The following is a 25192-nucleotide window of genomic DNA, read 5'->3' as shown; positions in this document are numbered from 1 at the left end:
GAACGTGAATGACCGTCGAGTTGACATTGAATGAGACCTCACTGATGGACGACAGGGCGACCTCGTGGTCTGCTGTGACCTGTCTCTCGCTTCTCACTTTCCTTTTGGTGGGTCTGGAATTTCTCCCTGTGAGCCTTCTGACCCCAATCGCCAGGGACCTCTCTATTTCAGAGGGGCAAGCCGGATTGGCGATCACCGTGTCGGGTGTCTTTGCGGTTCTCACCAGCCTTTTCGGCAATGCCTTCCTGGCGAGGATCGACCGGAAGTCTGTCGTCTTGCTCTATACGGCGGTTCTTGTTGCATCGAGCTTGGCGGTTGCTCTCGCACCCAACTTCCCTGTCTTTCTCGTCGGGCGGTCCCTGGTCGGCGTTTCGATCGGCGGCTTCTGGTCGCTGTCGACGGCTATTCTGGCACGCTTGGTTTCGGACCGTGATCTGCCCAAGGCCATTGCGCTTCTGCAAGGCGGCACCGCGTTCGCGCTCGTCCTTGCCGCGCCACTCGGCAGTTTTCTTGGCGGGTTCATCGGATGGCGCGGAACCTTCTTCATTACCGTGCCGATCGGAATTGCCGCACTCGTCTGGCAACTGGTCGTTCTGCCGAGGATGCCGGCGACATCAACCGTCTCGGTGGCCAGAATATTCGGGCTGCTGCGCAATCGCACATTCGCAGTTGGAATGGCGGCGACCGGCTTGGCCTTCATTGGCCAGAACGCACTGTCCATTTATCTTCGCCCGTTCCTCGAAGGCGTCACGGGACTGGAATTGAATGTTCTGTCCATGGTGCTTCTCGGCCTCGGAGTCGGCGGGCTAGCTGGAACCTCCGTGATCGGCTTCGTCGCCCGGCGCCACCTCCTACTCGTTCTCGTAGGTCTGCCGGCTGCTCTTGCTGTCCTTGCCCTGCTGCTGATCGCTCTCGGGACGTTCGCAGCGATTACGACATTGCTGCTCGTCTTCTGGGGATTCTTCTCGACCCCGATTCCGGTGGCCTGGAACACCTGGATGGCCGCCATCGTTCCCGGTGAATTGGAAGCGGCAGGTGGACTGCAGGTGGCGCTGATCCAGCTCGCCATCGCAGGCGGCGCTTTTGCTGGCGGCATGCTGTTTGACGCCGCGGGATGGCGGAGCACCTTCCTTCTGGCCGCCTGCCTTCTCGCCGGCTCGGCTGTCCTGGCCGCGCTCGCCGGCCGCCGTTCCTGAGCCTTCAGAAACCAAACAGGAGATCATCATGTCCCAAGGAATTGAAAACAAAGTGGTCGTCATCACCGGGGCAAGCAGCGGGCTTGGCGAAGCCACCGCGCGTCACCTTGCGGAGCGCGGCGCGTCCGTCGTCCTCGGCGCGCGGCGTAGCAACCGCATCGCTGCGCTGGCTGAGGAGCTGTCCACCAAAGGCTATAAGGCCAAGGCAGTCCAAACCGACGTCACGGACCAACATCAAGTCAAAAAGCTCGTCGACACGGCCGTCAACGCGTTCGGTCGCATCGACGTGATGCTGAACAATGCCGGCCTGATGCCACTTGCGCCGCTCGAACGGCTCAAAGTTGACGAGTGGGATCGCATGATCGACGTAAACATCAAAGGGGTGCTCTACGGTATCGCAGCAGCGCTTCCGCACATGAAGGCGCAGAAGTCGGGGCACATCATCAACGTATCCTCCGTCTACGGTCATGTGATCGATCCGAGCGCCACCGTCTATTGCGCGACGAAATTCGCCGTGCGCGCCCTCTCGGAAGGGCTGCGGAAGGAAGTGAAGCCGTACAACATCCGGACCACGATCATTTCACCCGGCGCAGTGAGCACCGAACTCCTCGAACACATCAGCGAAAAGGACATCCAGGCGGGCACAAAGGAGTTCGTCAGCAAGATCGCCATCAGCGCGGACACGTTCGCCCGAACGGTCGCCTTCGCGGTGAACGAGCCGGACGATGTCGACATCAACGAAATCCTGTTCCGGCCGACGGCTCAACCTGTCTGACGCGAGGCGCGCTATGTCGATGACATCCAAGTTCATGAGCCGTCGCGCGGTGCTGGGCGGAACCTTGGCGGCCGCCGCTCTGCCTCTCGTGGCGCAAGGGCAGGACGAGCGCGGCCCGGCGGAGCCCGAGGCGACAGGCGTCAGGATCAGGATAGGCTTCAACAATCTAACCCTGACCGCGACACTCGCCGACAATCCGACGGCGCGTGATCTCGTTTCCATGCTGCCCCTGAACCTTAAGATCGAGGACTATGGCAGGAACGAAAAGATCGTCCATCTGCCGCGCAAGCTCACCGAAGAAGGCAGCGGTGCGTTCGGAAACGAGCAGCCGGGCGACCTTTGCTACTTCAAACCCTGGGGTAACTTGGCCCTGTTCTACGCGGATTACCGCTGGGACGGGCTGATCAGGCTCGGCCGCTTCGACAATGACTTCGAGCCGTTGCTGGTGCGCGGCGAGTATCCGGTCCGCATGGAACGCATCTGACAAAGGTTGCATGAGCAGAAATCTAAAATAGCGTTCCTCTCGGGCGTCCGTTGAGCCGAGATCGGCCAGCACGTCAAACCGATATCTGCTTCGGATGACAACCGTTGGAGAAATGGCAGGAATACTGCCACCGAAGCGTCCCCCGTTCGCCGCTTGGCATCGCCATCTCCTCCCGTGCGAACGCGGAACCGGGGCGCCGCAGATTGGTCGTCAGCAGCGGGTGAACGAGCGAGCGAGACCTTGGTGGCCGAGTAGACGCTGAAGGTCGGCAAGCCCTTCAAGCCAACAAGCGGCCTACCGCGGTCTTTGGATTTCACAGTAGACAATGCTGCGGTTTGAGCCGGACCAAACCGACACCTTCACATCCGCCCCACTCACGCTTTCACTGGCGATCAAGCCCATCTCTCGTTCTGACCGCAACAGCAGCGCCCAGTTCATGAATGTCTCCATATAGCCATCGACCTCCGTCTCCGGGGAGAAGTTGGCGAATAGGAATGTGCCGCCAGGCTTAAGCATGCTGACGCACTTCTTGGTGAGTTTTACGGCGACCGCGTCCGGCAAATAGTCATAAAGACCCGCGGCATAAACGAAATCGAACATTCCCAGCGCATGCCTTCCACCGAGCAGGGATTTGACCGACCCGTTCACCGCTTCGACGGACGTGCCGGCGAAATCGCGGGTGACGGTTCCAACGCTCATCGGGTCTTGATCCAAGGCTACCCAGCGTTTGATCGCGCCGGCGCCGAGAGCACGCGACAAGGGCCCCTCACGAAGATGCCCGGCCGCGATGGCGAGGACTTCGGTGGAACCAGGCCGGGCCAAAGCGATTTCGTCAACGCGGCGAGCCAGAATGTCTCGACGCTCTCTTACCGCGACGGATGACGAAGCATTTCGAGTGTAGGCGTAGATCGAGCGTCCCAGGTTGCTCGCTGATAAGACGGCGTCCTCAATCTCAGGTCTGCCGTAGATGAAGTCGAGAAGGCGTGCGTCGCCAGAATAGCCGCGCGGCTTTTCGAACGACCAGCGGGTCAATGGATCTTGATGAAGATAGTGAGCAACGGGATGAGATTGCGCGATCGGAACGATGACGTCCCACACCTCCGGATGAAAGCGCCGCCGTATCTGATGCAAGGCGTCGGTAAGACGCTCGATTATCGCATTAGGCTCGATGCCGGATTTGAACTGACGGATCGACACGTCAAGGCTGAGGGCAAGCTCGGCTCTGGCAACGACAAGGTGGCCGGGATCTGGGGCAGCAACCCTTCTTGCCGCCCGACGAATTTCACCCGGCGCAACAAGACTTTCACCGTCCAAGACCAGGCTTTGTGCCATTTCGAGACCCCTTTGACATAGCGTTAAGCATAAACAACCTCGAAATAGGATGCGACTAGAATCTACACGGGATAAGGGTAATTCTACTCTTGCGGGTCCGATGCTACCCCTCTAACAAAGCTAAGCAACAAGACAAACCGGTTGCAGGTTGCCGAACGCAACTCTGGAGGGCGCCGAAGTATGGCTTACTTTTCGACATACTTTAGATGGCTGTCAGTCCAGCGTTTTTGCAGGACCGCGGCCTACGCTAATGTCCAGCGCGACGAATCCACCGCCAGCTTTTCATTCGCCGAGGCCCTCAAGTCTTTGAAAACTGAAAATGATGCTGTCCGAGGGCGGAGTTCACGGCATGGTCTTTGGATCGCGGTTGCCGTTTATGTGTCCTTCGCACTTCCCGACCGTTGGCTGATCCCCGATGTTGCGCCTGTGACGATCGCCGCGCGATTCGTCGTTGCAACGATCGCTCTGCTGGTTTTCGAGACCCTGCGCCTGGCAAAAGCGCAAACCGTCTGGCTTGACGTCACATGCGCCTCGGCACTGCTTGCGGGCTATGTGGGCTGGCTTTACCCGGCGATCGCCACCCGCGACGTCACCGCCATGTCATACTACATGATATTCGGCGCCATCTTCATGATGGGCGCCAACCTCTTTTTCAGTTTCCCGTTTCGGCTTTCGGTGATCACCTCGAGCCTCGTTCTTTGCGCATTTTTCGTTACGATCGAGGAATTTTTCCCGTCAAGCCAAACCTACAAGTTTGCCTTCGGGTTGTTCTACATTTCGTGCTTTATCTTCACGTCTTTCGTCAATTGGCGATTGAACGTGGAGCGTCGAAACGTGTTGTTGAACGCGGCGGAGGCTCGCCACCAGCACTGGGAAGCGTCCGAGCGGGGAAGGTCACTTCTCGAGCTTTCACATACTGACTACCTGACAGGCATAAGCAACAGACGCGCGCTGGATCGGCGACTCGACGAATGCTGGGCCGCCTGGAAAGACGAACGACGCGACTTCTCCGTGTTCCTCATCGACGTCGACTTTTTCAAACGCTTCAATGATCGCTACGGACATCAGGAAGGAGACCGATGTCTGACTGTCATCGCCAATGCGCTGAAGGCAGTTGTAGAGTCGTCCGACGGCATGATCGGCAGGTATGGTGGCGAGGAGTTTATCGTGGTCATGCCGGATGCCCTCCCCAGGGTCGCGATGACTCTCGCCGAGAAGATCAGAGTGGAAGTCGAGTCTCTTGCGATTGCTCACGACGAGCGACCAGATGATATGTCGATCGTAACCGTCAGCATTGGCGCCGCCTTCACCCGCGAGAAAGTTGGAGAGAAAGTTGAACGAATAGTGCGTGAAGCCGACCTTGCTCTCTACAATGCCAAAGCAAGTGGCCGAAACTGCATTCGTAGTTTTGATCCGTTGTTGCCTCGCCCCGACGACTATGCTGGTAAACTCGTCCCACTGCTGGCGGCCGCCATTGATCGCAAACTGGTTTCGCTCGTGTACCAACCGATCTTCGACGTGACGAACGAGAAGGCAAGAGCTGTCGAGGCTTTGATGCGCCTCAGGATGCCGGACGGCACCGCGGTTTCGCCGAAGACATTCATTCCGGTGGCAGAACGAAGTGGCGCTATCCTCGAACTGGGCAGGTGGGCGATCGAGACGGCATGCCGCGATATATTGATGACCGATCGCATGGCTACCGTCAGCGTCAACGTGTCGCCAATACAACTGCGTTCCCCCGGCTTTGCTGCCAGTGTCGCTGATATCCTTGCTCGGTGCGGGGTCTGCGGATCGCGACTAGCCTTGGAAGTCACTGAGGGCCTGGACATGGATATGCAGTCGGAGGTGCTGAAATGCATTGCCGATCTGCGGGCACTCGGCGTCGAGATATGGCTTGACGACTTCGGCTGCGGTTTCGCGGGCCTCTCTTGGCTGAGGGCAATCGAGTTTCAGACGGTCAAGGTCGATAGAACCTTCCTGCACGACTGCTCGAACCCACGCGGTCTGATGATGCTTCAGGACATGATTGCTCTCATCCGCAATCGTGGGAATACGATCCTGGTGGAAGGCGTCGAAACTGCAGCACAGTTTTCCCTTCTCAAGGATCTTCGCATCGACCGCGTCCAGGGCTTTCATATGGGAATGCCGGTTAGCGCTGAACTTCTGAGCGCGGCATAACTCGCCTCACGGTTTCCAGATGGCTCAGCACGTTGCCGATGATCGGTGCGTGGTGCATGACGTCTCTGCCAATTGCGAATTCAGAGGTGAGCGTGGCAAGCATACCCTTATCTTCTCGCCGGGCGGTGCGCTTTCCGTACAGGCGATGAACCCGGGCGCCTCGGCCGAACCAATTACCTACACGGCAACTAAGGCAATTGGAGCCATCGCAACGAGGGCTGTGCCACCATTGTCAGAAGTCTTGCTTTTAGACGGATCACGCCGTCTGATGCAGCGAGGCAACGGATCGCTGAATCAGACGAATATTCGGCGGTTGAACCTGAGAATGAGGATCAGATGGATCACGCCAATGGCCCGCAAGCCCCGGTGAACGAACAGAGGGAAGCGCGCAGGCTTCAATACCTTACCTGGGAACACATTGTGTCCGACCTCGGCCATCCAGCCCACCTTGCCCGCAAGGCGGAACTCAGGCGATCATGCGGTGCGGAGTTGGCCGAGACGTCCTACATCGCCGAGAATGCCGCGATCTTCACCGAAAGCCTGACGATGGGCGAGCGATCCTGGATCGCCGGGCACGCGCTCGTCCGCGGCCATGTGATCCTCGGCGACGATTGCACCATCAATCCCTACGCCTGCGTTTCCGGGAAGGTGACGTGCGGCAACGGCGTGCGGATTGCTTCGCATGCCTCGATCGTCGGCTTCAATCATGGCTTCGACGATCCGGCAGTTCCCATACACCGCCAGGGTGTCGTCAGCATCGGCATAGTGATCGGTGACGATGTCTGGATCGGCGCCAATTGCGTGATCCTCGATGGCGCAACAATTGGAAATGGCGCCGTGATCGCCGCCGGAGCGGTGGTTACCGGAGACATTCCCACCATGTCGATTGCCGGTGGCGTGCCCGCCCGGGTACTGCGGAGCCGAGGCTCGGCACCCAGGAAATCCGGCACTGGAGACATCGAAGATCAATTGGTCAGGCTGGGGCAGAAGGCGAAAGACCAGTGGCCGGACATTCTTGCACGCTGGAAAACGCAGGGAGCCTATGAATCCCTGGAAGCGGACGGCGTCCGGAGGCCGGCGATCCGGCATTTATGCGATGCCATCGAGATCGCCGCCGGGTTCGGTCACCTGCCGCCCGACCTCAATCTCTCGGAAACCGTCGAGCTTCTCCAAGGCCTCCAGGAACGAGAGACCGGGCTGTTCCCGGATGAGCATTCGCGCATGCACGACAAGGCGCTGAGGGATGATCCAAAGGCGCTCTACAACGTCCTTTCGGTCGGATATGCGCTTGAGCTGCTTGGCTCCAGTCCACGGCAACCCGTCCATGCCGTCGAGTTTGGCATCGGAGAGCTTGACGAATGGCTGAGCGCCCTGCCCTGGCCAACCCGGGCATGGCACGCCGGCAGCGTGGTCGATGCGATCGGAACCGCCATGTACTTCAATGCCAAGTATTTTGGCATCGGGCATTCACGGCAGCAGCTCTTCGAGTGGCTGAGCCGGAATGCCAACAGCGTTTCAGGGCTCTGGGGCGAGCCGACCGCGGGGGAAGGATGGCTCCAGCCTGTGAACGGCTTTTATCGCCTGACGCGTGGCACCTACGCCCAGTTCGGCGCGGCACTTCCCCACCCGCATGCCTCGCTCGAAACAGTTCACCTCAATTATCGCAACCATAAGGGCTTCGTTGCTGCGAAATACAATGCGTGCAACCTGCTCGATACGATTCATCCTCTGCTGCTGATTGCCCGGCAGACCGACTACAGGCGGGCTGACGGAGAGGCGATCGCCCGCAATCTCATATCAAGGGCTCTGGGCAGATGGCGGGATGGCGAGGGATTCCCGTTTGCCGACGGTGGTGAACCGAGCTTGCAGGGGACGGAAATGTGGCTTTCCGTCATTCACCTGGCGGCCGATTTCCTGGGACTGGCAGATCACTTCGCCTTCGTCCCCAAAGGCGTCCACCGAACGGCCACTGTAGGATTGGGCTTGTGAATACGGCAGTTTCGATCAACCGTGCAATGATGCCGTCAGCCAGCCGGCGGCAAGGTCCCGCGCGTTGTTTCGCTTGGCTTTGACGGGCACGATCACGTTGTAACGATCTTCCGCGGCAAGCTCACCGCCGCCGATCCGCACCAGGGTTCCATCCTCCAGAAAAGTGCCCACCAGCATGCGCCATCCCAAGGCAATCCCTTGCCCTGCGCGCGCGGCGGCGATGGTTTCGGTATAATGGTTGAACCGAAGCGACGGCTTTACCTCGAGCTTGGCGCCGGTCAGAGAAAACCACTGCGCCCAGCTATACCAGGAACGATCAAGAACGTCCGTTTCGATGAATTCGTCGACGGAGCCTAGCGGGCCATCTCCTCGACGCCTGAGGTAATCGGGAGAGCAGACGGGGCAGATGACGTCGCCGCGCGAGGCGATGACGGTAGCATCGCTGAAAGGGGGCACACCATAGCGAATTGCCACATCGACTTCTCCGTCGTCGAGAGCGATCGGGCTGTCCTGGGATATCACTCGCACCAGAATGCCCGGGTTCGCCCGGCGGAATTCGGCCAGCCGCGGCAGCAGCCAGAAGGAAGAGAATGCAACGGTCGCCCCTATCGTCAACACGTCCTGGCTGCGCGACTGGATCGCTTCCACGCTCTCGGCGATATCGGCAAAGCTCTTCGCCAGCGTGGCTCCGAGGTTGATGCATGCCGTTGTCGGTTCGATGGCTCGATGCTTGCGCACGAATAGGGGCTGGCCGAATTCCTCCTCCAGCAACGCAATCTGCCTGCTGACTGCCGCCTGGGTGACACCCAATTCGGTCGCAGCCGTGGTGAAGCTCTTCTTCCTGAGCACCGCCTCCAGGGTCACCAGTGCCGTCAGCGACGGGATCCGTCTTCGGAAATGCATCGCAGAACTCCTCTTCACATGATAAAAACTCATGCGAACGTGATTTTTTATGCCGTTGAAACGTCAGCGTTGCAAGGGCAATCTCGGGAAACTCTCGCATAAGAGGTTCTCATGCTAAACAGGCTTCCATCTACCATTTCAGCCCTTCTCGACGCCCGCGCCGACGGTCACTCGCTGCCGGCCGGCCTTTACGTCAGAGAAGACGTGTTCGAAGCAGACCTCGAGGTCTTTTTCCACAAGCACTGGATCTGTGTCGGCCTGGACTGTGATGTTCCCGAACCCGGCGACGCCACGGTGGTCGATATCGGCAAGACGAGCCTGATCCTTCTGCGTGACGACGACGGAGAAATCCGCGTCCTGCACAATGTCTGTCGCCATCGCGGCTCCCGCCTTCTCGATCCGGGCAAGACGATCGTCTCAAAACTCGTCTGTCCCTATCACACCTGGACATATGAACTGACGGGTGAGCTCAGCTACGCGCCTCACATGGGCAAGGACTTCGACAAGGAGTGTCGGAGCCTCAAGTCCGTCACCTTCAAGTCGATCGGCGGACTGATTTATGTCTGTCTTTCCGACAATCCGCCCGAGGACATCGCTCTCCTCGAGCAGGCCATGACCGAGCGCCTCGCCCCCTACGACATCCGGAACGCAAAGATTGCCTTCCAAACTGACGTCATCGAGGACGGCAACTGGAAGCTGACGATGGAGAACAATCGCGAATGCTACCACTGCTCCGCAAACCATCCGGAGCTCTGCGTCTCCTTCGTCGATCTCGACTTCGGCTTCGACCCCGAAACTCTGAGCCCGGAGGATCGTGAACAGGCCGAAGAGCATTTCAGGCTGTATGAAGAACGGACCAAGGCGTGGGAGGCTGACGGCTTCCCCTCGGCTGCCGTCGAACAACTCGCCGACTGCGCCACCAATTTCCGCACCCAGCGCCTGATCATCGCAGGCGCCGGTGAATCCCAGACCCACGACGCCACTGCCGCATCCTCCAAGCTTCTCGGGCAGATGACCCGCAAGGATCTCGGTGACACACATCTTTGGGGCCACAACAGCTGGAACCACTTCATGGGCGACCACGCCGTGGTGGCCACCGTCATTCCGCTCTCCGCGGGCAAGACGCTGGTTAGAACCAAGTGGCTGGTCCACAAGGACGCCGTCGAAGGCGTGGATTACGATCTCGACAAGCTGACGGACGTCTGGGTCGCGACGACCGACCAGGACGCCGATCTCGTCGCCCGCTCCCATGCCGGCGCTCTCGACCCGGCATATCAGCCCGGCCCCTACTCCCGCTTCTCCGAGACGAACCTCGACAAGTTCGCCGCCTGGTACATCGACCGGATGCGCGCCCATGGATACTAGAAGCCCGCAGGCGCCCGCGCCCAGAGCCGCCCTTCACGACCTGTGGAACCCAGAGGAAGACGACGCGCTGGTCTGCCTCGACGTTCAGCAGGAGACCCACGACGTCAAGACATTCACCTTCGCCTCCCGTGAGGGTAAGCGGTTCGCGTTCAAGGCCGGGCAGTATTTTCTGTTCGACCTGGAACATAATGGAGACGCTGAAAACAGGTGCTACAGCATCTCCTCCTCGCCGCATCGGACGAACGCCTTCTCCGTGACGGTGAAGCGCGTTCCCGGCGGCAAGATCTCCAACTGGCTTCATGACACCCTGGTTCCCGGGGCAACCGTCAAGGCGAACGGCCCGCTTGGCCATTTCGTCAGGCCCGCGACGTCGAAACCGAAGCTTCTGCTGCTGTCCGGCGGTTCCGGCATTACGCCCGTCATGTCCATCCTGCGTGAGATCGCCGACAGTTGCGAACCCGCCGACGTCGTCTTCATGCATGCCGGCCGGACGCCGCAGGATCTGATCTTTCGCGACGAACTCGCCTGCATCGCCCGCAGGCTGAAAGGCCTTCGCCTCCACTTCCTCCCGGAGACCGTTGCCGGCGAGCCATCCTGGCCCGGCCTGACCGGCCGTATCTCGGCAGACTATATGCGGCTTGCGGTTCCCGATATCGCCGAGCGAACCGTGATGTGCTGCGGCCCCGCCCCGTTCATGGCCGCCGCGCGCGGCATTGCCGCCGAACTCGGCGTGCCCGGCTCGAACTACCTGGAGGAAAGCTTCGACGCCGCGGTCATCGACGAACCCGAAATCCCTGCGGTTCAGGAGGCCGCTGCCAAGGTCTTTCAGGTCACCTTCTCGAAGCAGGCCCGCAGCATCGACGTCTCCGGCGACCAGAGCGTGCTCTCATGCGCGAAGAAGGCAGGCGTCAGGATCCCGTCGTCCTGCGCGAACGGCGTCTGCGGCACCTGCAAGTCGAAGCTTACGTCAGGCACGGTCGACATGAACCACAATGGCGGAATTCGTCAGCGGGAAATCGACGCCGGCCTCTTTCTGCCCTGCTGCTCCAAGCCGCTTAGCGATCTCGTCATCGAGCGCTGAGCGCCCGGTAACGTCGCGTCACCCACCGACAACAGGGACTCACTGAGATGTTGCGAGAGGAAAGCGATTCCGCCGAGCTGACCGGCCCGACGGTCTTCAAGGATGAGCGAAAGCAGGAATATCTCAATCCCGAGGGAGTGGATCGGCCTCTCATCAGTCCTTTGCCGGCCACGACGCTCGATCGGGCTCGCCGCTATCGTCTGGAGCGCCTGCGCACGAAGATGCGCGAATGGGATTGCGGCGCCCTGCTCCTCTACGATCCCGTCAACATCCGATATGCCTTCGATTCATCGAATATGAGCATCTGGACGATGCACAACGCCTCGCGCTACGCTCTGATCCTGGCCGATGGTCCGGCCATACTTTTCGAATTCGAAGGCGCCGAACATGTCAATGACGGGCTTCCCGGCATCGACGAGATCCGGCCGGCGAAGTCATGGATATTCTTCACGGCCGGGAACCTTATGGAACCCCGGCTGAAAGCCTGGGCGGAGGAAGTCGCGGACCTCATAAAGAGCAACGGCGGCAACAAGCGCGTGGCGGTGGACAAGCTCGAACCCGCCGGCGCGTTCGAATTGCGGGAACGCGGCTTCATGCTCTTAGACGGTCAGGAGCTGGCCGAGCGGGCGCGATCCATCAAAAGCGCTGACGAAATCGAGCTGATGAGATGGACGATCCGTGTCTGCGAAGCAGGCATGGCGCGGATGTACGAGGCATCCGAGCCCGGCCGCACCGAAAGAGAGATCTGGGCCGAGCTTCACTTCGAAAACGCACGCAGCGGCGGCGAGTGGCTCGAGACCAAGCTCCTGACCGCAGGCCCGAGAACGAACCCCTGGTATCAGGAATGTTCGGACTATGCGGTCAAACGCGGGGAGATGATATCCTTCGACACCGATATGATCGGACCCTACGGCTATTGCGCCGACCTCTCGCGCTCGTGGACAGCAGGGCACGTCGCGATGAACGCCAAGCAGAAGCAACTCTACGCCGCCGCCAGGGATCAGATCGAGCACAATCTCGCCATCCTGAAGCCCGACATGACGTTTGAAGAGTTCAACGCGCTGTCGTGGCGGATTCCGGAGAAATACCAGCCTTATCGATACACGCTTGCTCTGCACGGAACCGGAATGGCGGACGAATGGCCAGGGATCCTTCTGCATCCGGATTTCGACCCTGAATTCAGCGGCCTCATCGAGGAGGGCATGGTGCTCAACGTCGAGAGCCTGATAGCCGAAGCCGGATCTGAAAGCATCAAGCTTGAAACCCAGGCTCTGATCACGGCAACGGGCGCGGAGCGGCTGGACACCTTTCCGTGGGAGGATATCTGAATAAGCTCAGTGTGCTCTCGAAGCGGCTGCACGATGCTGTGAGGGGGTCTGCCCGAATGTGCGTTTGAACGTTCGCGTGAACTGCGAGGCATTTTCAAAGCCGACATCCAGCGCGATCTCGATCAGTGGCGCCTTCGACTGGGCCAGGATCGATTTCGCCCGCTCCATGCGAACACGATTATAGGCCTTGGCAGGAGACATCCCGGTCTTGTCGATAAAGATCCTCTCCAGTTGCCGCCGAGACAGGCCCACCGTGGCGGCAAGCTTTTGAATCGACATGCTGCCATCGACGAACTGTTCCATCGTAATCATCGCCGCCTTGACGCGGGCGTCGTCATAGTCGTCGTAGAGCGGACGCCGGGGCTGTATGTCCGATGGAGTCCGGGCCTTTTCGATCTGAAGCACTTCAAGCGCGTTTCGTTCAGCGTCGCGGCTGATATATTTTCTGACCAGCAACGCCGCCATGTCGGCGGAACTGCTGCCGCCTGCGCACGATCCGCGCTGGCGATCGAGATTGAAGAGCCGGTCGGAGCGAACGCTAAGGTCGGGGAACCGCTCCCGAAACTCCTTGTAATGCAGCCAGCTCACACAGGATTCGTGCCGCTTCATCAGGCCTGCCGCAGCAAGAATGAACGAACCCGTGCACACGCCGATCAGCGGCACCTTCTTGACGTCGGCCTGCTTCAGAAAAGTGATGGTCTGCTGGTCGACAGGGTTCTCCACCGTCAGAAGGCCGCCGACGACCACGATGTAGTCGAACCTCGACGGATCGACGAAATCGGATGTCGGAGCAACCTGGACGCCGCAACTCGCGGTGATCAAGTGCCTCGTGCTGCCGATCACCTGCCAGTCTGCAAGGACCCTTCCGGAACGATCCTGCTCGTCGCTGGCAAGCCGCAGCGTGTCCACGAAGAGCGCAAAGGCGGACAGCGTGAATGATCGCGCCAGAACAAAGCCCACCTTGAGCCGGCCAGCCGACTTCGCGTCGGCGTCTGTCTGTCGATGCTGCTCAGGTCGCATAGTCATCTCCTTGCCGGCTCTTATCGCGCCGTCCGTCTTTTCAGACGAAAAGGCGCTCATCGGATCTGAAAGCCATGCGCCAGCGGATCCCGATCGTCAACGAAAATGGTGTTGTGTCCGATGACGCGTGCCCAGCCTCCGATGCTTGGAAGAATACCGCTATAGGGCCCAATGCGTGCCTCGGCTTCGACCCGGCCCTCGAAGACGGTTCCGATCAGGCTTTCATGCCGATATCTCGACCCGACGGTAAGCCGTTCCTTCCCATAGAGCTGGGCCATGCGAGCGGAGGTGCCGGTGCCGCCCGGCGAGCGATCGATGGCCTTCTCGCCATAGAAGACCGCGCAACGGCCATCCGAGGTGTCGTTCACGGGGCGGTCACACCAGATGGCATGATGCACGCCGCGAATTCTCGGATCGTCGGGATGAACGGGATCGCAAATATCGGCAAGCGCTGACCTGAGCTTCTGGCTGCAGCCGACGATATCCGATGCGGTCATGCGGTCGAGCCCGCTCCAGTTATCCTGCGGTTCGATGACCGCATAATAGTTGCCGCCATAGGATATATCGACGCGCAGGCGGCCCATTCCCGGCACATCGACCTCGACATCAGCCTCGTGCAGATAGCTTGCAACATTGTGGAGACGAACGGATTCGACATATCCGCCCTTTTCCTCATAGGTGACATCGACCCTTCCCGCAGGCGTCTCGATGGCAACCCTTCCCGGCTCCCGCGGCTTGACGAGCCCTTCCTCGATCGCGGCGGTCACGACGCCGATGGTGCCGGCGCCGCACATCGGCAGGCAGCCGCTCACTTCGATGAAAAGAACGGCAAAATCGCAATCCTCCCGGTAGGCCGGATAGATGATCGCCCCCGACATGATGTCGTGACCCCTTGGCTCGAACATCAGCGCCTGGCGCACCCAGTCGTGATCGCGGACAAAAATCTCCCGACGCTCGCTGATGGGCGCATGCGGAAGCAGTGGACCGCCTCCGGCAACAAGGCGCACGGGATTTCCTGACGTATGGGAGTCGATGCAGAAGAAGCTGTTTCTCATCTTTTGGTGTCCTTGCTCATCTCGTCTTCGGCAGCCTGTCACGGTCGAGCAGACCGCGGGACAGCCGGTCGAGCAGAAGGGCGATTGCGACGATCGCCAGGCCCGCCCGCAGGCCAAGCCCCATCTCCATGCGCGTCAGGCCGCGCGTCACCTCCGCGCCGAGACCGCCGGCGCCGACGAGCCCGGCCAACACCACCATCGCCAGGGACAGAAGGATGCATTGGTTGAGCCCGACCAGGAGCGTCTGCCTGGCCAAGGGGATCTCGATCTTCCAAAGCACCGAACGAGGCGGCGCGCCGATGGCGCTGCCGAGTTCCACGAATTCTCTCGGCACCTGGTTGAACGCCAGCGTGGTCAAGCGGAGCATCGGCGGAATGCCATAGACGATGGTGGCGATGATTGCCGGCACACGTCCAAGGCTGAAGATCATCACCGCAGGAATGAGGTAGACCCAGGGCGGCACGGTCTGCATCACGTCGAGAACCGGACGAACCATCGCCTCCAATGTCTTGTGGCGCGAGCACAGGACGCCGATCGGGAAGGCGATGAGCACGGAGATCAAGACAGCGACCGTGACCAGGGAGAGGGTCTGCATCGATGCCGTCCACAGCCCCATGAGGAGACAAAACCCCAGGCAAAGACCGGCAAGGATTGCGGCGCGCAGACCGACGGCGACAAATGCCAGGATGACGACGATCGCGATAAGCCCATAGGGCGGCACGAAGAGGAGGGCCGCCTCGAATCCGGAAAGAACCGCTTCGATCAGATAGCTGATCGCCGCAAACAGCGGATGAAGGTTGGTGTTGAGCCAATCGACTGACGGCGCCAGGAAAGCGCCGGGCGAAAACTGCAGGATGGACGGATTCATGACTTCCTCCCCGTTCCCAAACGAGCCGCGCTCTGAGTTATCCGGTCAAGCACCATGGTCAGAACCACGATGGCTATCGCTCCATTGATGGAGGTCGCGATGTCGAGCGTTCTGATCGCGCCGTAAATCGTCTCGCCGAGCCCGCCGGAACCGACGATGCCTGCGATGACGACCATGCCGAAGGCCATCATCAGGCTCTGGTTGATCCCTGCCATGATACTCGGCAGCGCAAAGGGAAGGCGAATCTTGAAGAACATCTGCGCCGGTCTGATCCCAAGCGCCTCTCCAAGTTCGATGAACTCCCTGGGCGTCATCCGGATACCGAGAGACGTCAGGCGGATTGCCGGCGGCACGGCGACGATCACCGTCGCGATCAGTGCCGTCGCCGGTCCATAGCCGAGCAGGGCGATCGCCGGCAGCAGATAGATGTATGGCGGAAGTGTCTGGATCAGATCCAGACCGGGCTCCATGAAACGATCGAGGGCGGGGAAAAAGCCGGCGGCAATACCGATCGGGATCCCGATCGCCAGGGCGAGTGCGGTTGCGGTCAATACCAGCGCCAGGGTGCTCATCGTCTCCGGCCAGAGCCCCATGGAAAAACAAAGCGCCAGCGCGACGCCGCTGAGCAGGGCGAACCAGACATTGACCAGCCGCCAGCCGATGAGCGCCACGATCAGCGCGACCAGGTAGAATGGCGGAAGCTGCAGAAGCCAGAGGATCCCGTCATAGAGCCCTTCGAGAACCTGTCTGATAGTATCGAAGAGGAATTCGCCGTTGTCGCTCACCCACTCGAGCGCCGAGTCCGTCCATTCGTCAAAAAGATCGGTGAAGCCTGAACTATCCATGTCAATCAGCTCCAGTTGTGGGACGCCGCCGTGAGATCGTGGGTGGACGTCCCCTTGACGCCCATCAGCAGGCTGCGTGGCGTGACAACGCCGACGATCTGATCATTGTCGACGACGGCGATGGCATCGCGCTCCGACTGCATCGTCAATGTGATGAGTTCGTCGATGTCGGCATCCGGCGTCGTGCGCGCCAGCGACGCGATGTCGGAATTCGGCGCGCTCTCATGGAATTCGGCGACGCTGCGCATGACGGAATGCGCCTTGATCAGATGGAGGCGGGATATGCCGGCGACGAATTCGGCGACATAAGCATCTGCCGGGTTGAGGATGATCTCTTCGGCCGTGCCGGTCTGGATGATGACGCCGTCCTTCATGATCGCAATGCGGTCACCGATCCGGATCGCCTCGTCGAGATCATGGGTGATGAAGACCGCGGACTTGCCCAACGCTTTCGTCAACTGCCGGAATTCGTCCTGAAGCTGACGCCGGATGAGTGGATCGAGGGCGCTGAACGGCTCGTCCATCAGAATGATCTCGGGGTCGGAAGCAAGCGCGCGGGCGAGCCCGACGCGTTGCTGCATGCCGCCGGAAAGCTCGTTCGGATATCGATTCACCCAGTCGGCGAGGCCGACCTTCTCGAGCGCTGCAACGGCCGTCTTGTTTCGCTCCGGCTTGGCAATTCCCTGAACCTCGAGGCCGAAGGCTGCATTTTCCAGGACTGTGCGATGCGGCAACAGAGCGACGCTTTGAAACACCATGCCGATGTTCCTGGCGCGCATCTGCCGGAGATCGACCGGCGACAGGGCGGCGAGGTCGCGTCCCTTGACGAGGACTTTCCCAGAGCTCGGCGTGATCAGCTTGTTGAGAAGGCGGATGAGCGTCGATTTTCCGCTTCCCGACAATCCCATGATGCAGAAGATTTCGCCGCGCCGAACCTCAATGCTCGCGTCGGACACGCCGACGACGCAGTTGAACTCCTTCAACACCTCCTTTTTGCCGAGGCCGCGCTCCTTGATCGACTTCATTGCCGCAGCGGACTTGTCACCGAAGACTTTCCAAAGGGATTGGCAGTCGATCAGGACGTCATTGATATCGGCATTTATGGCTTTCATAGCGATCCCCTTTGAGCCATTCGGCGCTGGCTTCTTCATTAGGTTTCAGGGTGACCGTCCGACGGATCGGACGGCCACGACGCGTTTAGTTCTTCTTGATGTTTTCCCAGCGCTTGATCAGGTCGGCATGGGCGCCGATCCAATCCTGCACGGCCTGGTCCATGGTCTTGCCTTCATTGACCGCGCCGTTGATGGCGGTGATGTCGGCGATCGGGACGTAGACGCTGGCCATTACTTCACGCGCATGCGGGTTCTCTGCGGAGAAGCCCTTGTGGCCGATCCAGTAGTAGCTCTGCGGCGGCGGGAATACGCCCTTCGGGTCCTTGAGGTACTTGACCTCGTACTTCTGAACCATCCAGGACGGCTCCCAGATCGTTACCGCAATCCACTCCTTGCGATCATAGGCGGACTTCAGCGCCGCCGTCATCGCGGCGGTGCTGCCCTCGACGAGCTGGAGCTTGAGGCCGTAGTCCTTGACCGCGTTCGAGGTATCGCGCATCAGGCCGGAACCCGGTTCGATACCGATGATCTTGCCGCTGAACTTGTCGGCGTTTTCGTTGAGCTGTTCCAGCGAGTCGATCGGGACATATTTGGGAACCGCAACGCCCTGATAGAGGCCATGCGAAACAGGCGAAATCTTTTCGAGGCGGTTCTTGTTCTTGTCCCAGTAGTCCTGCGCAACATAGTCCGTCTGCGAGGTGAGAACCTGGATGTCGCCCTTGGCGAGAGCGGCATAGGCGATGCCCCATTCGGAGAACTCGGTCACCTTGACCGTATAGCCGGCGTCTTCGAGAACCTTCTTGGTGATTCCGGTGATGGGCGTCAGGTCCTCCCAGGACATCGTACCCATGGTGATCGTTTTTTCTTCCGCGCGAGCAGGAAGGATGCTGACCCCGATCATCGCAGCGGCGCAGAGCGCCCTCCACAAATTTTTCATTGTTCTTACTCCTGTTTTACGTTCCCATTCTCATTGAAGTCTGCGAGCGGGCAGTCTTCATATTGCGTGGGCCGAGGGATCATCCCTCGCGGCCTGCGCGCAATTCCTGCAAACGGATCATCGCGTTTATGCCCAGCCAGGCGAACGGCTCCGGCGGGAGCCTCGAAGGCTCAGGGTGATCCATGTATTGTTCGAGATGCCGGGAGGCCGTTCGGGTCGCCAGTTCCGCCGCCATCATACCGGCGAGTGTGCTCTTGACCGTTCCAAGCCCGTTTTCGCAGCATGCGGAAAACAGTCCTTCTTCGATCTCGCCGAAGGCGGGCACGTGGTTCCGGCTGAGGCACAGACGACCTGCCCAACTATGTTCGAAAGGGACATCCGCGAGACCCGGGAACCGCGCGTCGAGCGCGTCTCGATGGGCCTTGGCCATCTTGCCCATGCGCCAGTCCGACGCCTCCAGCTTGCTTTCGTAGGTGTACTTCGTGCGGATTACGATCCGCGACTGGCCAGCGGAGGTAATCTTTCGAATCGTGGCTCCCATCGCATCTGCCGGGAGCAGCGCCCACTTGTCCTGCCCTGAGGCCTTCTGGCCGAAGTCGTTTGCTGGAAACGGCGCTGTCATCGAGGCATAAGCAAAGATGTGCATCAGGCGGCCGCGATAGTGCCCGAAATCGTCGATGTGGCCATTGACCCCGAGGATCACCTTTGGAGCGGTGACCTTCCCTCGGTTTGTCATGGCGGCCCAGGTGCCGCTGTCTTGCTTCAATGAAGTGACAGGAGAACGCTCGAAAATACTGACCCTGCCCGGCAGGCCCGCCGCAAAAGAGCGGATGTAATCGGCGGGCTGGATAAGCACCGCTCCGGGCGTGTACAGACCGCCGGTGTAGTAATCCGATGCGGTGATCTCCCGCATCTCTTTCGCATCGAGAAACGTATGCTTCTCGCCAGCGCCCCTCAGGGATTCTCCGAAGCTCCGGTTGAGCCTCATGCCGCGAGCGGTGGCCGCGGCGTTGATCTTTCCCGCCGGGTCGAATGTCGCGCGCGACATCCCGTATTCCTCCGCCGCTTGCGCGGCAAAGGCTATCGCTGAGCGGTTCTGGGCCATCTCCAGCCGAGTGGCGTCCGCCTCTCCACTAGAATACTCCCCGCCTGAAAGGTTGTGCGGAACGTCGATCATGAAGCCGGAATTTCGGCCCGACGTCCCCTTCCCCACTTCGCTCGCATCAAGGATAACGATCTTGTCATCCGGCCGAAGTTCGAGAAGACGGCGGGCCGCCGAGAGGCCAGCAAACCCCGCGCCGACGATCAGCCAGTCCGCGGTCACGTCGCCGTCGAGGGTCCGGACCGGGAAAGGGCGCTCGCTGACCGCCTCCCAGCCCGAGACGCCATTCTCAACAGGCAAACGTTTGACCGACTTCGAGATCATCGGATGGTCTCGTCGACCGAGCGATCCGAGACGTCGATCCAGATGGTCTTGAGTTCGCAGTAATTGTCGTGGGCGAAGACCGACTTGTCGCGGCCGCCGAAACCGGACTCCTTGTAGCCGCCGAACGGCGTGCTGGCGTCGCCTTCTCCGAAGCAGTTGACGGTGACGACGCCGGCGCGGATTTCGCGCGAGAGCTTGATGGCGTTCCTCAGGCTGCCGGTATAGACGGACGCCGTCAGACCGTAATTCGTGTCGTTGGCAAGAGCGATTGCTTCGGCAAGCGAATAGAAGGTGGTAACAGACAGCACCGGCCCGAAGATCTCTTCCTGGAAGAGGCGGCTGGCGGGCGTTACACCCTCGACCACCGTCGGTTCGATAAAGATGCCGCCATGCGTTTCGCCACCATGGGTGACCGTCAGCTTCTCCTTCCGGGCGTCGTCGAGGAAGGATTTCACCTTCTCGAAATGAGCCTTGCTGACAAGCGCGCCGATGCGGTTTGCGGGATCGAGCGGATCGCCGGTCTTCCATTCGCGCATATAGGCGCCGATGCGTTTCAGCAGCTCATCCTTGACCTTGGAATGAACGATGAGACGCGACGTGGCCGAGCAGTTCTCGCCCATATTCCAGAAGGCGCCGTTGACGACCTGCTCGGCAACGAGGTCTAGGTCTTCGGCATCGTCGAGAACGACGGCGGGGTTCTTGCCGCCGCATTCGAGCACGACGCGCTTGAGATTCGAGTCCGCTGCATAGCGCAGGAAGCGGCGGCCGGTGGGCGTCGATCCGGTAAAGGCCACCATATCGACATCCATATGCATGCCGATCGGTTCTCCGACTTCCTTGCCGCCGCCGGTCACGACATTGAACACGCCGGCTGGAATGCCCGCTTCATGGGCAAGCTCGGCGACACGCAGCGTGGTGAGCGTCGTTTCCTGCGCAGGCTTGACGATCACCGAGCAGCCGGCAGCGAGCGCCGGACCGATCTTCCAGGCCAGCATCAAAAGCGGAAAATTCCACGGAAGCACGCATCCGACGACACCGACCGGCTCACGCACGATCATCGTCAGTGCATTCGCGCCGACAGGCGCGGTGTTGTCATAGAGCTTGTCGATCAGTTCGGCGTGCCAACGGATCGTATGAATGGTATCGGGAACATCGACCGTCTGGCATTCGCCGACCGGCTTGCCGCTGTCGAGGCTTTCCATCACGGCGAGCTCGTGACGATTGTCCTCCAGCAGCCTGGCAAGCTTGAGGAGCACCGCCTTGCGTTCAGCCGGCGAACGCAGCCGCCAGCGGCCGTCGTCGAAGGCTTGCCTTGCCTTGGCGACGGCGGCGTCGACATCGGTGGCATCGCATGCGGCAATCTCGGCGAGAACCTCGCCCGTCGCGGGATTCGTCGAGGTGAATGTCTGCCCTGAATTGGCCGGACGAAATGCGCCATCGACGAAGGCATTCGTCGGAAACTGAAGACCGGCGGCGATCGCCTTGTATTCGGAAGCGGTCAAGGGTTCATGCATGATTTGCTCCCGAGGTGATCTGGCCGACCGTGCGCTTCAACGTGGCGACGACGGTCTGGAGGGTTCGTTTTTCTTCGGAGTTGAGCGGACGCAGCGGCGCACGGACCGATCCGACATTCAGCCCGATCAATTCGCATCCATGCTTGATAGATTGGACGAACTTCCCGCATTCCAGGAAATCCATGAGCGGCAGCATCGCCGTCATGATGGCGCGGCCCTTGTCGAAATTCTTTTCGAGCAAGCAGGCTTCATAGAGGGCGACATGTTCGCGCGGGAGGAAATTGGAGCCGGCGCAGACCCAGCTCTTCGCGCCCCATGCGAAGAATTCGAGCGCCTGGTCGTCCCAGCCGCAGGACAGCGCAATATGGGGAAATTTCCGGGCCAGCAGATGCAGATTGCCCATGTCGCCGGAACTTTCCTTGATGGCGATCACGTTCCTGGACTTGCCGAGCCGGGAGAAATACTCCTCGCCCATCATCACGCCCATACGAGCCGGATAGTTGTAGAGCATGATCGGCAGGTTCGCCGCGCGGTCGACGGTCAGGGCGTGGACCGCATTCTCGCGCTCGGTCGGCAGCGCGTAGGGCGGTGACGACACCAGGATCGCATCCGCGCCGATTTCCTTCGCCGCCTTTGCGTATTCGACCGAATCTTCGGTTCGCGTGGCGCCGGTCCCGATAATGAGCGGCAGCCGCGTGCCGATGACTTCCCGCGCATAGGCCGCGAGCTCGAAACGCTCCTGGCTGCTCTGGGCATAGTACTCGCCGGTCGAGCCGCCGACGATGATGCCGTGGACGCCCGCCTCGATCAGCGACTCGAGCACGGCGGCAAATCCAGCCCTGTCGATCTGACCAGTTTGGTCGAGCGGCGTCACCGCCGGCGTATAGATCCCCTCAAACTTCACGACGATTTCTCCAAGAGTTGGGTGGCGGGGCCGCCGAGGAAGGCGTCCGCCTTGAGACCTTGCGGGGCGATGAACATCTCCATGTTCTCGCGGGACAATTCCCAGTGTTCGAAAACGAGGTCGACGACGGCATTCTCGTCGTGAGCGCCGAGCGCATCGATGAAGCCGTCATGATGGCCGACGGCCACTTGAAGCCGTCGCTTCATGTCCTCGTTCCTCGGCCGGAAGAAGGTGTGGCCGATACGCGCGTGGTCGATGAGCAGCCGGCCAAGGCTCGGCTGCAGATAGACGTTGCCCGACATCTCGCCGAAAATTTCGTGGAAGCGATTGTTCTCGAGGACCATCGCCAGGGCGTCCATGTTCTCGCTGGCGGCGCGGAACCGCTCCTGGGTCTGCTTCAGGTCCGAAAGCTGAGTGGGCTTGAAGTTCTGCACGGCGAGACGGCCGATTGCCGCGTAGATCATCGGCGCGACGAGAAAGAAATTCCGCAGGGTGGAGTGGTTCATCGGGATGACCCGTGCGCCCCTGTTCTCGCGGATGTCGATATAGCCCTCACCGGCAAGGCGACGGAATATGTCGCGGACCGGCGTCCGGGAGAGCCCGTATCTTTCGCTCAAACTGGCCTCGTCCAGATCGGCGTCCGGGTCCAGTTCCATCGTCAGAATCTGCCGTTTCAGATCTTCGTAGAGATTGCTCTTGGGGGTCTTCGCCATCGTCATTCTCCGGCCGCGGGTTGCTCTACGCCGTGAAAATGGCACGCCTCTCGGGGCGAGTCAATAATTGTGTACATTACGTACACAATTAGTATTTCTTAAATACACAATGATGCCGAGCAAAGCGTCCCCGGCGCGCGTCAGGCGTCATTTCAAAGCGCTGTCCAGGGATCGGCGTTCCGCGGCGGCGGCCATTGCGGAACTTCCCAAGCGAATTATGGTGGCGGGTCTGTGAGAATTTCGGTGCAGTCGAGGTTGATGCGATTTTTATGCGCATCAACCTTGATCATCAGGCGTCGGAAGCTGGCTGCCGGCAAGCCGGTGCGCGGCCATCACGGACTATCTCGATATCCGGTGGCGGCGGTTTTGTCGGGGAGCGCCGGCTCGGCGTCCCAGAGCATTTCCGCTTCTCTCAAGTCACGGAAATGCTCTCTTTTGTTTTTACGCAATCCCGGACGCAAAAACGCTGCGCACTTTTGCTGGGAATTACTTTAGCCGATCACGAGGCCAGCACGCCGCTCTTCTTGGCGGTCCAGGTTGCGATGTAGTCCATAAGGCCAGGGTTTAGGCAATCGTAAGGCTCGAGGCCTGATGTCCTCAGCTGTGCTCTGACGGCGTCCATCTTCGCGGGGTCGAAGCCGCTTTCGATGATCGACGACACGAAGGCAGCAAAGCCCGGCTTCGCCCAGCCGCTTTCCTGGAAGCGTTCCGGATGGATGAACGACAATCCCTGAAACGGATGTTCGCGCACGACTGGCCCATACATATGCACGCCGCATTCCTTGCAGGCGGTGCGCTGGATCAAGGCAGCGGAATCGACGACAGCGAGCTTATCGCCATTCTCCAAGACTTCGACACTTTCGGTCGGAGCGACCGCCACGACCGAAAAGACTGCACCTTCGGGCTTCCAGCACTTCGTGCAGCCGCAGGCGTGATTGTGGGCGATATCGCTCTTGATTCTTACCTTCACCGGATTGCTGGCGCACTTGCAGACGAGCGTCCCGCCCGCAAAAGCAGCGTCAGTCGCCCGAAAACCTGAATCCACTGCCGGATGTATGGCTATGCTGGTCATGGGTTTCTCCTCCCCTTCTGGGCCGTTTGCGATATGCCCGGCCAAGCTCTGCAATCAGTCTCCCAATCTCCGCGCGTGCCAGCGCAGATGGTCTTCCATGAATGTCGAAATGAAGAAGTAGGAGTGGCCGTAGCCTTCCTGCATGCGAAGCCGCAGGCTGATGCCGGCCGTCTCGCAGGCTTGCCTCAGCTCTTCGGGGCGCAATCCATCCTCCAGGAAGCTGTCCGCCGTCCCTTGGTCGACGAGGAATTCCGGGAACCGGTGCCCGTCTTCGATCAGCGAGCAGGCATCATATGCCCGCCAGCGCGTTTCATCCGATCCGAGGTATTTCTGGAACGCCGGCTTTGACCAGCCGGAGACGGATGGATGGCTGATCGGCGCGAAGGCCGAGCAGCTGCTGAAGCGTTCGGGGTTCTTGAGCGCGATCGTGATCGCGCCATGTCCCCCCATCGAGTGACCGAAGATTCCCTGTCGCGTCATGTCGACCGGAAATTCGGCCGCGATAAGCTTCGGCAATTCATCGACGACGTAGCTGTACATCCGATAGTTCTGTGCGAATGGCGGCTCGGTGGCGTCGACATAAAAACCGGCACCCTTGCCGAACTGCCAATTATCCGGCTCGTCCGGGACGGCATCGCCGCGTGGACTGGTGTCGGGGCAGACGATGACAATACCGAGTTCTGCGGCAAGACGCCGATACTCTCCCTTGTCCATGACGTTTGCATGGGTGCAGGTCAGACCTGAAAGGTACCACAGAACTGGCAGCTTCCGTCCTTTGGCCTGCGGCGGTAGAAATACCGCAAAGGTCATGTCACAGTCGCAGACATCCGAGCGATTGACGTAAACGCCCTGGGTGCCGCCATGAGAATTGTCGGTCGAGATGGTTTTCATGACTCAGTAGACCACCACGCCGCGGATGCTTTTGCCCGAATGCATCAGCTCGAAGCCCTTGTTGATGTCCTCGAGCGGCATGGTGTGGGTGATCATCGGATCGATCTGGATCTTGCCCTGCATGTACCATTCGACGATCTTCGGCACGTCGGTGCGGCCGCGCGCGCCGCCGAAAGCCGTGCCCATCCAGTTGCGGCCGGTGAC

Annotated in this window: 22 protein-coding genes and 1 pseudogene; 8 read left to right on the top strand and 15 right to left on the bottom strand. The window is 60.2% G+C overall.

Going from position 1 to position 25192, the window contains the following annotated elements:
- Nucleotides 1–8: 8 nt before the first annotated feature.
- The 3 genes from AC1D2N_RS17850 to AC1D2N_RS17840 are packed head-to-tail and all read left to right on the top strand — an operon-like array spanning nucleotide 9 to nucleotide 2455.
- Nucleotides 9–1196, top strand: a complete 1188-nt coding sequence (locus tag AC1D2N_RS17850; protein WP_018246011.1) for an MFS transporter — start codon at nucleotides 9–11, stop codon at nucleotides 1194–1196.
- A 28-nt stretch (nucleotides 1197–1224) separates the two neighbouring features.
- Entirely contained in the window at nucleotides 1225–1971 is a 747-nt protein-coding gene (locus AC1D2N_RS17845; RefSeq protein WP_018246012.1) for an SDR family oxidoreductase, read from the top strand.
- Nucleotides 1972–1984: 13 nt separating this feature from the next.
- On the top strand, nucleotides 1985–2455 hold the full coding sequence (locus tag AC1D2N_RS17840; RefSeq protein WP_018246013.1) for a cyclophilin-like fold protein: 471 nt from the start codon (nucleotides 1985–1987) through the stop codon (nucleotides 2453–2455).
- A 294-nt stretch (nucleotides 2456–2749) separates the two neighbouring features.
- Here the strand turns inward: AC1D2N_RS17840 and AC1D2N_RS17835 are convergent, their stop codons facing one another.
- Nucleotides 2750–3787 (bottom strand): class I SAM-dependent methyltransferase, encoded by a 1038-nt coding sequence (locus AC1D2N_RS17835; protein WP_018246014.1) that lies wholly within the window; start codon nucleotides 3785–3787, stop codon nucleotides 2750–2752.
- Between the two features lie 180 nt (nucleotides 3788–3967).
- On the opposite strand from AC1D2N_RS17835, the gene AC1D2N_RS17830 reads away from it, so the two are divergent.
- Nucleotides 3968–5965: a putative bifunctional diguanylate cyclase/phosphodiesterase gene (locus tag AC1D2N_RS17830; protein WP_018246015.1), complete on the top strand. Its 1998-nt coding sequence runs from the start codon at nucleotides 3968–3970 to the stop codon at nucleotides 5963–5965.
- A gap of 336 nt (nucleotides 5966–6301) precedes the next feature.
- Nucleotides 6302–7954, top strand: a complete 1653-nt coding sequence (locus AC1D2N_RS17825) for an acyltransferase (protein WP_018246016.1) — start codon at nucleotides 6302–6304, stop codon at nucleotides 7952–7954.
- 15 nt (nucleotides 7955–7969) lie between these two features.
- Here the strand turns inward: AC1D2N_RS17825 and AC1D2N_RS17820 are convergent, their stop codons facing one another.
- Complete coding sequence (locus tag AC1D2N_RS17820; protein ID WP_018246017.1) at nucleotides 7970–8857, bottom strand: LysR substrate-binding domain-containing protein; 888 nt, start codon at nucleotides 8855–8857, stop codon at nucleotides 7970–7972.
- A gap of 111 nt (nucleotides 8858–8968) precedes the next feature.
- Between AC1D2N_RS17820 and AC1D2N_RS17815 the strand changes: the two genes are divergently transcribed.
- The 3 genes from AC1D2N_RS17815 to AC1D2N_RS17805 are packed head-to-tail and all read left to right on the top strand — an operon-like array spanning nucleotide 8969 to nucleotide 12631.
- Nucleotides 8969–10222 (top strand): aromatic ring-hydroxylating oxygenase subunit alpha, encoded by a 1254-nt coding sequence (locus AC1D2N_RS17815; RefSeq protein ID WP_018246018.1) that lies wholly within the window; start codon nucleotides 8969–8971, stop codon nucleotides 10220–10222.
- Nucleotides 10212–11303: an FAD-binding oxidoreductase gene (locus AC1D2N_RS17810; RefSeq protein WP_018246019.1), complete on the top strand. Its 1092-nt coding sequence runs from the start codon at nucleotides 10212–10214 to the stop codon at nucleotides 11301–11303. Before AC1D2N_RS17815 ends, AC1D2N_RS17810 begins: the two co-directional genes overlap by 11 nt.
- Before the next feature lie 47 nt (nucleotides 11304–11350).
- Nucleotides 11351–12631, top strand: a complete 1281-nt coding sequence (locus tag AC1D2N_RS17805) for a M24 family metallopeptidase (protein WP_018246020.1) — start codon at nucleotides 11351–11353, stop codon at nucleotides 12629–12631.
- Nucleotides 12632–12637: 6 nt separating this feature from the next.
- On the opposite strand, the gene AC1D2N_RS17800 is transcribed toward AC1D2N_RS17805, so the two are convergent.
- The 13 genes and pseudogenes from AC1D2N_RS17800 to AC1D2N_RS17740 all read right to left on the bottom strand — a co-directional run.
- The gene (locus tag AC1D2N_RS17800; protein ID WP_018246021.1) at nucleotides 12638–13651 is read right to left on the bottom strand and encodes a GlxA family transcriptional regulator; all 1014 of its coding nucleotides are present in this window, start codon (nucleotides 13649–13651) and stop codon (nucleotides 12638–12640) included.
- A 56-nt stretch (nucleotides 13652–13707) separates the two neighbouring features.
- Complete coding sequence (locus tag AC1D2N_RS17795) at nucleotides 13708–14706, bottom strand: 4-hydroxyproline epimerase (RefSeq protein WP_018246022.1); 999 nt, start codon at nucleotides 14704–14706, stop codon at nucleotides 13708–13710.
- A gap of 16 nt (nucleotides 14707–14722) precedes the next feature.
- Complete coding sequence (locus tag AC1D2N_RS17790) at nucleotides 14723–15574, bottom strand: ABC transporter permease (RefSeq protein ID WP_018246023.1); 852 nt, start codon at nucleotides 15572–15574, stop codon at nucleotides 14723–14725.
- Nucleotides 15571–16419: an ABC transporter permease gene (locus AC1D2N_RS17785; protein WP_018246024.1), complete on the bottom strand. Its 849-nt coding sequence runs from the start codon at nucleotides 16417–16419 to the stop codon at nucleotides 15571–15573. The genes AC1D2N_RS17790 and AC1D2N_RS17785 overlap by 4 nt, the downstream gene beginning before the upstream one ends.
- A 5-nt stretch (nucleotides 16420–16424) precedes the next feature.
- Nucleotides 16425–17570: a quaternary amine ABC transporter ATP-binding protein gene (locus AC1D2N_RS17780; protein WP_018246025.1), complete on the bottom strand. Its 1146-nt coding sequence runs from the start codon at nucleotides 17568–17570 to the stop codon at nucleotides 16425–16427.
- Nucleotides 17571–17616: 46 nt separating this feature from the next.
- Nucleotides 17617–18468, bottom strand: coding sequence for a glycine betaine ABC transporter substrate-binding protein (locus tag AC1D2N_RS17775; RefSeq protein WP_018246026.1), 852 nt, complete (start codon nucleotides 18466–18468; stop codon nucleotides 17617–17619).
- Between the two features lie 79 nt (nucleotides 18469–18547).
- Entirely contained in the window at nucleotides 18548–19894 is a 1347-nt protein-coding gene (locus AC1D2N_RS17770) for an NAD(P)/FAD-dependent oxidoreductase (RefSeq protein WP_018246027.1), read from the bottom strand.
- Entirely contained in the window at nucleotides 19891–21408 is a 1518-nt protein-coding gene (locus tag AC1D2N_RS17765; RefSeq protein ID WP_018246028.1) for an aldehyde dehydrogenase, read from the bottom strand. The genes AC1D2N_RS17770 and AC1D2N_RS17765 overlap by 4 nt, the downstream gene beginning before the upstream one ends.
- On the bottom strand, nucleotides 21401–22312 hold the full coding sequence (locus AC1D2N_RS17760; RefSeq protein ID WP_018246029.1) for a dihydrodipicolinate synthase family protein: 912 nt from the start codon (nucleotides 22310–22312) through the stop codon (nucleotides 21401–21403). Before AC1D2N_RS17760 ends, AC1D2N_RS17765 begins: the two co-directional genes overlap by 8 nt.
- A complete protein-coding gene (locus tag AC1D2N_RS17755; protein WP_018246030.1) occupies nucleotides 22309–23025 on the bottom strand; it encodes a GntR family transcriptional regulator in 717 nt (238 codons plus the stop codon). Before AC1D2N_RS17755 ends, AC1D2N_RS17760 begins: the two co-directional genes overlap by 4 nt.
- 499 nt (nucleotides 23026–23524) lie before the next feature.
- Nucleotides 23525–24097, bottom strand: coding sequence for an S-(hydroxymethyl)glutathione synthase (gene gfa / locus AC1D2N_RS17750; protein ID WP_018246031.1), 573 nt, complete (start codon nucleotides 24095–24097; stop codon nucleotides 23525–23527).
- 54 nt (nucleotides 24098–24151) lie between these two features.
- Complete coding sequence (fghA, locus tag AC1D2N_RS17745) at nucleotides 24152–24988, bottom strand: S-formylglutathione hydrolase (protein ID WP_018246032.1); 837 nt, start codon at nucleotides 24986–24988, stop codon at nucleotides 24152–24154.
- A gap of 3 nt (nucleotides 24989–24991) precedes the next feature.
- Nucleotides 24992–25192, bottom strand: a pseudogene (locus AC1D2N_RS17740) (S-(hydroxymethyl)glutathione dehydrogenase); the annotation flags it as partial.

It is taken from the genome of Rhizobium sp. P1_B8 (genome assembly GCF_056406515.1).
Note: the sequence above shows the minus strand (reverse complement) of the source record. Positions and strands in the feature narration are given on the sequence as shown.